The sequence below is a fragment of the Sphingobacterium sp. lm-10 genome, from assembly GCF_023554555.1.
In the GTDB taxonomy this organism is placed as follows: Bacteria; Bacteroidota; Bacteroidia; order Sphingobacteriales; family Sphingobacteriaceae; genus Sphingobacterium.
In genome coordinates this window covers 2,027,904-2,038,338 of sequence record NZ_JAMJWC010000001.1, presented here as the reverse complement: position 1 = coordinate 2,038,338, position 10,435 = coordinate 2,027,904, and the positions used below count along the sequence as shown (strand labels likewise).

The window sequence follows — 10,435 nt, the reverse complement described above, 5'->3', positions numbered from 1 at the left end:
TGCGACTCCTGCTATGACTGTCATCCTTGGTATAGAATCTTCCTGCGACGAGACTTCAGCATCTATCTGCATAGATGGCAAAATTAAGTCAAATATTATTGCGAACCAACTCGTGCATGCGAAGTATGGTGGCGTTGTCCCAGAGGCGGCTTCTAGGGCTCATCAGCAGAATATAATCCCTACGGTAAATGAAGCGATCAAGCGGGCTAATATCTCTAAAGAGGATATCAGTGCTGTGGCTTTTACCCGCGGACCAGGCCTATTAGGCTCTTTATTGGTAGGAACTTCTTTCGCCAAATCTTTTGCATTAGCACGCAATATTCCTTTGCTGGATATCAACCACATGCAGGCACATATTCTGGCACATTTCATAGAAGATCCTCAGCCACAGTTTCCATTTCTATGTCTTACTGTTTCTGGTGGCCACACGCAGATTGTATTAGTAAAAGATTATTTCGAGATGGAGCTCATCGGAGAAACATTGGACGATGCTGCGGGCGAAGCTTTTGACAAGACGGCCAAAATTTTAGGCTTGCCCTACCCAGGAGGGCCATTAATTGACCAATACGCTACTCATGGCGATCCACGTGCATTCTCCTTGCCAGAGCCTCAAATTGAAGGCTTAAACTTTAGTTTTTCGGGGTTAAAAACCGCTATTTTGTACCTGGTGCAGCGAGAGATGCGGCAAAATCCAGACTTTTTGAAGCTTAGAATCGAGGATCTTTGTGCTAGCGTGCAGGATCGTATTGTTTCCATCTTATTAAACAAGCTCAAAAAAGCGGTTAAACAAACGGGTGTTCGTCAGGTTGCGATTGCAGGCGGCGTGTCGGCTAATTCTGGCTTGCGTAGCCAATTGCTAGTGTTGGGAGAGCAGCTTCGCGCGGACGTGTTTATCCCTAAGTTTGAATACTGTACGGATAATGCTGCCATGATTGCGATCGCTGGTTACCATAAATTTTTAAAGGGAGAATTTGTAGGGCAGGATATCGTACCCATGGCGCGGATGGCGGTTGGTTAAGGTTTAGAACTGAATCTTCCATTCCACCAATTCATCTTTACGCCCTTTAATCCAATTTGGACCGTTTTTCAGAATTCTGATCGCTTCCTCATCTTGCCGTCTGTTGCCACTGCTTTTTTTCAAGCGAATATTGATTGGTTTGCCTTGTGCGTTGATGGAAAATAAGAGCGTCACGTCGCCAACTCCCAGTCCACTGGCTTTAGCTAAACTATCTATGTGTAACCGATACGCCTTCAATCCCATTTCCGGGCGGCTGTTTTCTGACTTATCTTTTGGTACAGAACTATTTAAAGTGGTTGCGGATTTGCTGCCTTGCTTGCGCTTCAGCGCGATACGCATCGCACCGTTTGCCACATGATCAGCACTTTCAAAGCCGGCAGATTGGACATTTAATACTGGTTTTTCGGAGTTTGAGCCTACAATAAAGCGTCCGGTCGAGTCCGTCTTCACGAGAACTTTCATCTGTAGATCGCGAATCGTCGCTCCTGAAATTGGTCGTTGCGTTTCTCCATCAATCACTATTCCGGTCGTGATCGATTTTACATCTTCCAGTGCTATAGGTTGTAAACCAGTCACCATTTGCTGTCCTGGCAATATCGTTTGTGCTGCACGTGCACTGGTCTTGGAATACGCAGTCGTATGATCACCTGCAATCAATGCTTGATGTTCATCGAAAAGACTCCGCGAGACCAATTCTTCGGTATTGGAAGGGATAATCTGGATTGGGATGGTATCCAAGGCGGCTGGCCGAGATGCCGTTTTGTTTTTCTGTCGTGCTGCCGTAGGTGCTTCGACCTTGCTGTACGCTAATGTCTTTTCCTGATTACTGCTCGGCCTTACGGGCTTTTTATCTATACCTGCAATACTCATTTCGGACGATGATGACGGTGATGGTACCGTATCCTGCTCATAAGGTGCCTCCTCCGCTGTATTTTGTGTAAGTTGTTGTTCCGCGCGTTCCGGTTCTAAAAAAACGTACATACTGATGCCGAGTACCAGTAGCAGGGAAGCTGCCAGCCCGACCCAACGATAATAAAGTGGTTGAACAGGGCGTGGTCGCGGTTTGCTGCGCTTTTGGATCTGTTGTTGCAGTTCGGGCAGGGCTTCAGCATTAACGCCTTGGGCATATTCTGCTTCCATTCCGATAAGCACATCCATCAGCAACTCATCCGCTTCCGCGGCTCTTTCAATCTCAAACATCTCCTGTGGCGATAGTTCACCCCGCACGTAACGACGAATAAGTGCTATGTCTGGCTTGTTATGCATCCTGCTCCCTTTCTATACAATGCTTTAAATTGCGTTTCCCATTTTGTATATAACTTTTCACCCCATCCATGCTATATCCTGTCAGGATCGTGATGTCTTTATAACATTTCTCCTGTAAGAAAAACAATTCTACAGCACGTTTTTGTTTCTCCGGTAGTTTTTCAATACAACGCTCCAATGCTTGCAAACGATCTTCTTTGGTGGTATAATCTTCTTCTGGATGCGGAGCCACCGAGAATTCCACAAAACTTTCAGAATATTCTTTATGCCTCGCTTTATCCGAACGCAAGGCCATCAAACAATGGTTCTTCGCTACTACATAGATCCATTTTTGAAAATTCTTGATCTCCTGACGATCTATTTTGTGGATCAATTCCTCAAAAATCTGCATTACCGCATCCTTACTGCGTTCGCTATCCTTGAAATAACGGAAGCAGACGTAGTAGATCATCTCTGTATGCCGCTGATACAAATCGCCCAATAGCCCTAAATCTTTGCTTTCATGATAATGTAAAAGCAATAATTCGTCCGGTTTGTCGTCGCTCCCTGATGATTTGAATAGCCCCATGCTGTTTCACAAAATAATTTTTTTTATCCAGTTATGGAAATCAATGATCATATGCATCCCTTGTCAAAAATAGTTCATCGGAGGTGCCCCATCTACATGAAAGTAGGAGATAACCTTAGGTGAGGCACTTAAATGTTAAACATTAAACAATAAGCATATGAAAGTAAATCAGGTGAAAAGCGTATTAATCTTGATCGTGCTATTCGCGATCCAGTCGGCTGCGGCCAAGCAAATAACGGGTTATGTTAAAGTAAAAGGTTCTAATATCGCGCTACCCGAGGTATTAGTTCAGATAAAAGGGTTGTCTACACAAACTAAGACAGGTAAAAATGGCTATTACGAGATTCAGGCTGAAAACGGGCAAACCTTGGTTTTTTCCATCGTAGGGTTTGAGAGTTTAGAAAAGGTAGTTGATAAGGGAAATAGGATAGATGCTGCATTGGAGCCAGCGCAGATCGTGAGCGCAAACGACCTATTGATGGATCAACATACATTGACGGCACATAATACCACGCAATATACACCCACCATGCAGAAAGAGGCAATGGTTCGGGTTGGTGGGGTGCACGTGCGGCCGATGTATCGATCAGCTACGTTCAATCAATCAGAAAGCTATAAAAAAGTAAATGAAAACACATTCCTGCGCGCTGTTCAGGAACCGCTATCGACATTTGCAGCAGATGTAGATGCCGCATCGTATAGTAACGTGCGCCGTTTTATTAACCAAGGTCAACTTCCGCCTGTAGATGCCGTCCGTGTGGAAGAGATGATTAATTATTTCTCTTACGACTTGTCTGCTCCGACAAATGGTGACCCCGTGCGTGTGGTTACCGAAGTGACTCAAGCTCCATGGAATACGAAGCATCAGTTACTTCGCGTGTCGCTCAAAGCAAAAGATATATCCAGTGCGAAGCTCCCTGCTGCTAATTTTGTTTTTCTGATTGATGTATCGGGATCGATGGGTAGTCCCAATAAATTACCACTCGTGAAAAGTTCGTACAAGATGTTGGTGGATCAGCTTCGTGAGCAGGACCGCGTCGCGATTGTGACCTATGCCGGAGCGGCTGGTGTCGCGATGGAAAGCACATCAGGAAAAGAAAAAAGAAAAATTAAAGATGCAATCGATGCATTGCAGGCCTCGGGAGCGACTGCAGGTGGAGCGGGATTGCTCAAAGCTTATCAGATTGCTCGGGCTAATCTCGTAAAAGGTGGTAATAATCGCATCATCATGGCTACAGACGGTGATTTCAATGTAGGCGCGTCTACCGATGAAGATATGGAAACGCTGATAGCTAAGGAGCGCAACGGTGGCGTATTTATTTCCATCTTAGGTTACGGCATGGGGAATTATAAAGACAGTAAGTTAGAAGCGTTGGCCAATAAGGGACATGGTAATTATGCTTATATCGATAATATTTCGGAAGCCCGGAAAGCAATCATCACCGAGTTTGGAGCTAGTTTGTTTACCGTGGCAAAGGATGTAAAGATACAAGTAGAGTTTAATCCTTATTTCGTGCAATCGTATCGTTTGGTTGGATATGAGCATAACCTGTTGGAGGCAGCTGATTTCAATAACGACGAGAAGCTTGGCGGTGATATGGGTGTTGGTCATACCGTGACCGCCTTGTACGAGATCATTCCGCAAGGTGTAAAAAGTAATTTTGACGGATCCGTAGATGGTTTGAAATATCAGGAAGACATCAGGCCGAAAACAACAACCAACAAGCAAGAACTGGCTACGGTAAAATTTAGGTATAAAGAGCCAGATGGCGACGTCAGTAAGCTGACTTCTCACGTGGTCAATCCGAAGATTATACCATTGGCAAATGCTTCTAACGACCTCCGGTTCGCTACTGCCGTAGCGGAGTTGGGAATGCTGATTCGAAACTCGGATTACAAACAGCAAGCAGATTTTGATCAATTGATTGCTCGGGCAAAAGATTCCCAAGGAAAAGATGAAGAAGGGTATCGCGCTGAGTTTGTCCGATTAGCGCAGGATGCACAAGCGCTGTGGAGGGCAGATCAATAGACCTGCCAAAAGGCTAATGCTATACAACTAGGATCGTGGAGCGTAGTAGATAATGGAGACACCAATAAGTGCGATCAATCCACCAATGATATCGTATCGATCTGGCTTGAAATCATCAAATATCATTGCCCAAATGATGGACAGCACGATAAAAATGCCTCCATATGTAGCATACACTCGAGCGAAATCGGCAGATTGCCATGTGGCTACCACACCGTAAAAGACAAGAATTATGGCTCCAAGCAAGGCAAACCACCACGGTTTGTCGGCGCGGAGCCATAACCATATCAAATAACCGCCTCCAATCTCACAGAGACCAGCCAACAGAAATATAGGAATTGATTTAAGATCCATATCCAACAAATATACTCGGTTTTTTAATTTTTTTTTGGGACATTTGTATCGCTTTGGAATGGAGTTTTCCACGGTGTGAATCAACACTTCAGAAGTATGCCAACGTAGTATGTTGTGCCTTCTGAAGTAATATCAAACAGTTTTTATAATCTAAAATCATAAGTTGTACTATGATTAACATTACTCTTCCTGACGGTAGCGTCCGTCAGTATGAAAAAGGGACCTCTGCCATGCAGGTGGCCTTATCAATCTCAGAAGGTCTAGCTAGAAATGTATTGGCAGCTGAAGTCGATGGTGAAGTATGGGATGCATCCCGCGCAATCGAGCAAGATGCTAAAGTTAAACTCTTGACCTGGAATGATGAACAAGGTAAATCTACGTTCTGGCATTCTTCGGCCCATTTATTGGCCGAAGCATTGGAAGCATTGTATCCCGGCATTCAATTCGGTATAGGCCCTGCCATTCAAACCGGATTTTATTATGATGTGGACTTTGGCGATCAGGAATTTTCTTCTGACGACTTCAAGAAAGTCGAAGACAAAATGCTGGAATTGGCCAAACAGAAGGAAGTATTCGAACGGCGTTCGGTATCCAAAGCAGAAGCTATTGCTTATTTCGAGGAAAAAGGCGATGAGTATAAATTAGATCTAATCAAAGACCTGGAAGACGGTAAGATTACGTTTTACTCGCAAGGGCAATTCACGGATCTGTGCCGCGGACCACATATCCCGCAGACAGGCGTTATTAAAGCTATCAAGCTCACTAACGTTGCAGGAGCCTACTGGCGGGGAGATGAATCCCGTAAGCAATTGACTCGTATCTATGGTGTCACCTTTCCGAAAGCTTCAGAGCTGACCGATTATCTGAAAATGATCGAGGAAGCCAAAAAACGCGATCACCGCAAGCTGGGTAAGGAATTGGAGCTATTTGCCTTCTCCGAAAAAGTAGGGATGGGCTTGCCACTTTGGTTGCCAAAGGGAGCGGCCTTGCGTCAGAAGCTGATGGATTTCTTACAAAAGGCACAGTTGAAAGCAGGTTACGAACCGGTGGTAACACCACATATTGGACACAAACAGTTGTATGTGACTTCTGGTCATTACGAGAAATATGGTGAGGATGCTTTCCAGCCGATCAAAACACCAGTAGAAGGAGAAGAGTTCTTCTTAAAGCCGATGAACTGTCCGCACCATTGCGAGATTTATAAAACCAAACCACGATCGTATAAAGATTTGCCGGTGCGCTTTGCAGAGTTTGGAACAGTATATCGCTATGAACAGTCGGGTGAGCTACACGGACTAACCCGTGTGCGTGGGTTTACGCAAGACGATGCGCATTTGTTTTGTCGCCCGGATCAGGTAAAGGAAGAATTTAAAAAGGTAATTGATCTGGTTCTGTATGTCTTTGGAGCTTTAGGTTTCGAAGATTATACTGCTCAGATATCGCTACGCGATCCGGCCAATAAAACCAAATATATTGGTACAGAAGAAAACTGGACATTGGCAGAGCAAGCCATTATTGAGGCTACGGCAGAAAAGGGTTTGCCATCTATCATAGAATACGGTGAAGCGGCTTTCTATGGCCCTAAGCTGGACTTTATGGTGAAGGATGCATTAGGACGTAAATGGCAGTTGGGTACGATCCAGGTGGACTACAATCTTCCTGAGCGTTTTGAATTGGAATACACGGGTAGTGATAACCAAAAACACCGTCCGGTGATGATTCATAGAGCACCTTTCGGATCTTTGGAACGCTTCGTGGCGGTGTTGATCGAGCACTGTGCTGGTCAATTCCCGTTATGGCTTGCTCCTGAGCAATTTATCATTCTTCCGGTTTCTGAAAAATACGAGGAATACGCGCAAAATGTTTTAAATTTCCTAAATAATTCCGATATTCGCGGACTGATTGACTTACGTGATGAGAAGGTAGGTCGTAAAATCCGTGACGCCGAGATGAAAAAACTGCCTTATATGTTGATTATAGGGGATAAAGAGATCGAAAGTGGCACGGTATCTGTTCGTAAGCATGGGTCAGTCGATCTGGGTTCAATGACCTCAGAAGCATTCAAAGATTTATTAATTAAAGAAATAACGGTTTAAATTATAAAAGCATTTGGCAAAAAGTAGCAATTTTGGTAATAGAGGTAGAGGGCCAATCCGTAAGAAGGAACCTGAACACCGCATCAATGAAAACATCCGCGTACCTGAGATACGTTTAGTCGGTGATAATATCGAGCCTGGGATTTATCCCACTCGCAAAGCGGTAGAACTTGCTGATGAGTTGGAGTTGGATTTGGTGGAGATTTCTCCAAATGCCACGCCTCCCGTTTGTAAAATCATTGACTACAGTAAATTCGTTTACGAGCAAAAGAAAAAACAAAAGGAAATAAAGGCAAATGCGAAACAAACCGTGATCAAAGAGATCCGTTTTGGACCCAACACCAGCGACCATGACTTTGAATTTAAGTTGAAGCATGCGATGAAGTTTCTAGAAAGTGGCGAGAAAGTACGCGCTTATGTACACTTCAAGGGTCGTGCGATTGTGTTTAAGGAACAAGGGGAGATCTTATTGCTCCGTTTTGCACAAGCATTAGAAGACTATGGTAAAGTAGAATTGCTACCCAAATTAGAAGGTAAGCGTATGTTCTTGACCTTGGCGCCTAAGGTAGCAGCTAAAAAATAAACATCTAACAGATTGATATATAATTTATAATATTATGCCAAAAGTAAAAACCAATTCCAGCGCAAAGAAACGCTTCAAGCTAACTGGAACAGGTAAAATTGCAAGAAAAAGTGCCTTCAAAAGCCACATCTTGACTAAGAAAACGACTAAACAGAAACGTAACTTGACACAAACTAGTTATGTTCATGATGCAGATATGGGCAATGTGAAACGCATGCTTGCTATCGGTAAATAAGTCAACAATACATTCAATATTTTTTAACCAGGTAACAGGTTGTAAGATTGCTGAAAAACGTAACGCCTTATACCAAATTAAATTTACAACATTATGCCACGTTCGGTTAACGCAGTAGCTTCGAGAAGAAGAAGAAAAAGAATCATGAAAATGGCCAAAGGCTATTTTGGTTCACGTAGCAAAGTTTATACTATTGCTAAAAATACAATTGAAAAAGGTTTACAGTACGCTTACCGCGACCGTAAAACCAAAAAACGCGAGTTCAGAGCTTTATGGATCCAGCGTATCAATGCGGGTGCCCGTCAACACGGTATCTCGTATTCTCAACTAATTGGTAAATTGAGTGCTAAAAACATTGGCTTGAACCGTAAGGTATTGGCTGACTTAGCATTAAACAATCCAGATGCTTTCAAAGCAGTTGTAGACGCAGTAAAATAGAGTTTTAACCCGATATCAATTTGTTAGAGATATGAAAAAGGAACCTTCGGGTTCCTTTTTTTTGTTATACGCTGTGTTACAATATTCGATATTAGATTTATCGAATTAGCGGATATGCTCAGCTTGATTTTACAATTATTATCACTTAAGGTAAAATATGCTTTTATTTTTAACTTAACTTTATGTAGTGTTGCCAGTGGCACATGTCTTTTCTTCATATTTTTAATTGGGTTTAGATATCGCAGTAGCAGGGTTTTCTAATTGTATAACGTATGAGAAGTGCATATAAATACCTAATTATATTTCTAATGACTCATATAGTCTCTTTATTGTGTAGCGCCCAAACGGCTGTTATTAAAGGGGAGTTCGAAGGTACAAATGTTTCCAGCATATTAATTGGCATCCCGATTGACGGTCAGTTTTACAATAGAGATATGAAGACTAGCCATCCGCTCAAAAAGCAGGATAAGACGTTTAGAAAAGAAATTATTTTAACGTCGCCTGCTTTGATACCTATTGAAGTTGGACAGTTATATGGTGAATTTTACCTAGAACCTGGTAAAGAACTAGATTTACGTATAGTGAATTCTAATGGGAAAAAGCTATTAACAGATCGTGGAGTTTTCGCAAAAGGGAATGGTTTACTCAATGAAGTGATAGAATCTTTGTACAAAAAATCCTTTGAAAAAAGGCGATATATCCAGCTGGCCAGACATGCGGAAAGATTTTATGAAAAACCTGTAAGAGAACAATCTTTGTTTCTTGATAGCTGCAAGCAATTTCATCAGGAAGTGTTACAATCTTGGAATAAGATACATGGAACCGGTGGATTATCTGATAAGCAATATCAACTGGGATATGCCGCTTTAACAAATCGCGCTTTAGTTTTTCCTTTATTTATCTTCGTCAATAATATCAAAACTTTTGACCAACTGAGCAAATCTGAGCGACAAATGTTTTTCTACACAGCAGATGGTATAACCGACATGTTTGGCTCGATTGAAGGCTGGTTTACAGGAATAGACCTATCTAGTTTCCTTTTCAATTATACACTCATTTTAGCTAGGCGAGATACGGCTGAAATTACAAATGATTTCTCCTCTATAAACAAACAGCTAGCTCGTTATGCAAAGTTGCCTGCGCCCTTTGATCGTTGGCGTATTGCACAATCCATAAAGGGTAATTTCAAATCCGGCTTTGAGCAATATAGCTACCAAGATGTGATGGCTATCTACGAGAAGCATTATCCCAAAGATGGCTTATACTTTATGTTGGATAGCTTACATAAGGTAGCCGAAGGTAAGCGTATCCGCTATACGGATGGCTTCGGCCTTTATCCAGACAGCTTGTCCACCTATAAGTTCTACTACGAGAATGGATTACCCACAGTGGGTTATGTGGCTAATTTTTCCTCTTTTGAATCGGTCTTAGCCACTAGTAGCAGGAGCAAGGCTATCTTTGTAGACTTGTGGGCAACTTGGTGCGAGCCCTGTATCAAGCAATTCGCACACAGTAAGGAGCTAAACCGTCGTTTACGCGAACGCGATATATTTACAGTATATGTATCCATTGATGCCGCTGATAAACGTGATGTGTGGGAATATACTGCCCGTGGTCATGCATTAGAAGGTTCTCACGTGCTATTATCCCCAGAGTTGAAAAAAGAGTTAAAGCAGAAATATAAACTCAACACCATCCCACGTTATATGCTAGCTACCGCCGATGGCCGAGTGTTGATCCCTGATGCTTCAGCTTCACCTTCTGATATGGATGCGCTGATGAACGAAATTGATGCGTTTTTGAAAACCGAATAATTCTTGTAGGAACGATTAGTAATTTTTGATATAT

At 42.7% G+C, this 10,435-nt stretch carries 10 protein-coding genes; 7 read left to right on the top strand and 3 right to left on the bottom strand.

Annotated elements, in window-relative coordinates; translation table 11 throughout:
* The first annotated feature begins 13 nt into the window (after positions 1 to 13).
* Entirely contained in the window at positions 14 to 1,018 is a 1,005-nt protein-coding gene (tsaD, locus tag M8998_RS08310) for a tRNA (adenosine(37)-N6)-threonylcarbamoyltransferase complex transferase subunit TsaD (protein WP_249992107.1), read from the top strand.
* A 3-nt stretch (positions 1,019 to 1,021) separates the two neighbouring features.
* Here the strand turns inward: tsaD and M8998_RS08305 are convergent, their stop codons facing one another.
* Both M8998_RS08305 and M8998_RS08300 read right to left on the bottom strand, forming a co-directional pair.
* Entirely contained in the window at positions 1,022 to 2,284 is a 1,263-nt protein-coding gene (locus tag M8998_RS08305) for a TonB family protein (protein WP_249992106.1), read from the bottom strand.
* Positions 2,277 to 2,852 (bottom strand): RNA polymerase sigma factor, encoded by a 576-nt coding sequence (locus M8998_RS08300; protein ID WP_249992105.1) that lies wholly within the window; start codon positions 2,850 to 2,852, stop codon positions 2,277 to 2,279. Before M8998_RS08300 ends, M8998_RS08305 begins: the two co-directional genes overlap by 8 nt.
* A gap of 157 nt (positions 2,853 to 3,009) precedes the next feature.
* Between M8998_RS08300 and M8998_RS08295 the strand changes: the two genes are divergently transcribed.
* Entirely contained in the window at positions 3,010 to 4,881 is a 1,872-nt protein-coding gene (locus tag M8998_RS08295; RefSeq protein ID WP_249992104.1) for a YfbK domain-containing protein, read from the top strand.
* Positions 4,882 to 4,908: 27 nt separating this feature from the next.
* On the opposite strand, the gene M8998_RS08290 is transcribed toward M8998_RS08295, so the two are convergent.
* Positions 4,909 to 5,235 carry a YnfA family protein gene (locus M8998_RS08290; RefSeq protein ID WP_249992103.1) on the bottom strand — a complete coding sequence of 109 codons (327 nt, stop codon included), beginning with the start codon at positions 5,233 to 5,235 and terminating at the stop codon, positions 4,909 to 4,911.
* Between the two features lie 170 nt (positions 5,236 to 5,405).
* Between M8998_RS08290 and thrS the strand changes: the two genes are divergently transcribed.
* The 5 genes from thrS (at position 5,406) to M8998_RS08265 (ending at position 10,401) form a co-directional block, all read left to right on the top strand.
* Positions 5,406 to 7,331: a threonine--tRNA ligase gene (gene thrS / locus M8998_RS08285; protein WP_249992102.1), complete on the top strand. Its 1,926-nt coding sequence runs from the start codon at positions 5,406 to 5,408 to the stop codon at positions 7,329 to 7,331.
* Between the two features lie 13 nt (positions 7,332 to 7,344).
* On the top strand, positions 7,345 to 7,914 hold the full coding sequence (gene infC, locus M8998_RS08280) for a translation initiation factor IF-3 (RefSeq protein WP_249992101.1): 570 nt from the start codon (positions 7,345 to 7,347) through the stop codon (positions 7,912 to 7,914).
* A gap of 34 nt (positions 7,915 to 7,948) precedes the next feature.
* Entirely contained in the window at positions 7,949 to 8,149 is a 201-nt protein-coding gene (gene rpmI / locus M8998_RS08275; RefSeq protein WP_066752870.1) for a 50S ribosomal protein L35, read from the top strand.
* Positions 8,150 to 8,242: 93 nt separating this feature from the next.
* A complete protein-coding gene (rplT, locus tag M8998_RS08270) occupies positions 8,243 to 8,587 on the top strand; it encodes a 50S ribosomal protein L20 (protein WP_249992100.1) in 345 nt (114 codons plus the stop codon).
* Positions 8,588 to 8,895: 308 nt separating this feature from the next.
* Positions 8,896 to 10,401 carry a TlpA family protein disulfide reductase gene (locus tag M8998_RS08265; RefSeq protein WP_249992099.1) on the top strand — a complete coding sequence of 502 codons (1,506 nt, stop codon included), beginning with the start codon at positions 8,896 to 8,898 and terminating at the stop codon, positions 10,399 to 10,401.
* Positions 10,402 to 10,435: the final 34 nt, after the last annotated feature.

Bases quoted from the DNA above. Each gene is read 5' to 3' on its own strand.
- tsaD (WP_249992107.1), top strand. From the start codon at position 14: ATGACTGTCATCCTTGGTATAGAATCTTCCTGCGACGAGACTTCAGCA.
- M8998_RS08305 (WP_249992106.1), bottom strand. From the start codon at position 2,284: ATGCATAACAAGCCAGACATAGCACTTATTCGTCGTTACGTGCGGGGT.
- M8998_RS08300 (WP_249992105.1), bottom strand. From the start codon at position 2,852: ATGGGGCTATTCAAATCATCAGGGAGCGACGACAAACCGGACGAATTA.
- M8998_RS08295 (WP_249992104.1), top strand. From the start codon at position 3,010: ATGAAAGTAAATCAGGTGAAAAGCGTATTAATCTTGATCGTGCTATTC.
- M8998_RS08290 (WP_249992103.1), bottom strand. From the start codon at position 5,235: ATGGATCTTAAATCAATTCCTATATTTCTGTTGGCTGGTCTCTGTGAG.
- thrS (WP_249992102.1), top strand. From the start codon at position 5,406: ATGATTAACATTACTCTTCCTGACGGTAGCGTCCGTCAGTATGAAAAA.
- rpmI (WP_066752870.1), top strand. From the start codon at position 7,949: ATGCCAAAAGTAAAAACCAATTCCAGCGCAAAGAAACGCTTCAAGCTA.
- rplT (WP_249992100.1), top strand. From the start codon at position 8,243: ATGCCACGTTCGGTTAACGCAGTAGCTTCGAGAAGAAGAAGAAAAAGA.
- M8998_RS08265 (WP_249992099.1), top strand. From the start codon at position 8,896: ATGACTCATATAGTCTCTTTATTGTGTAGCGCCCAAACGGCTGTTATT.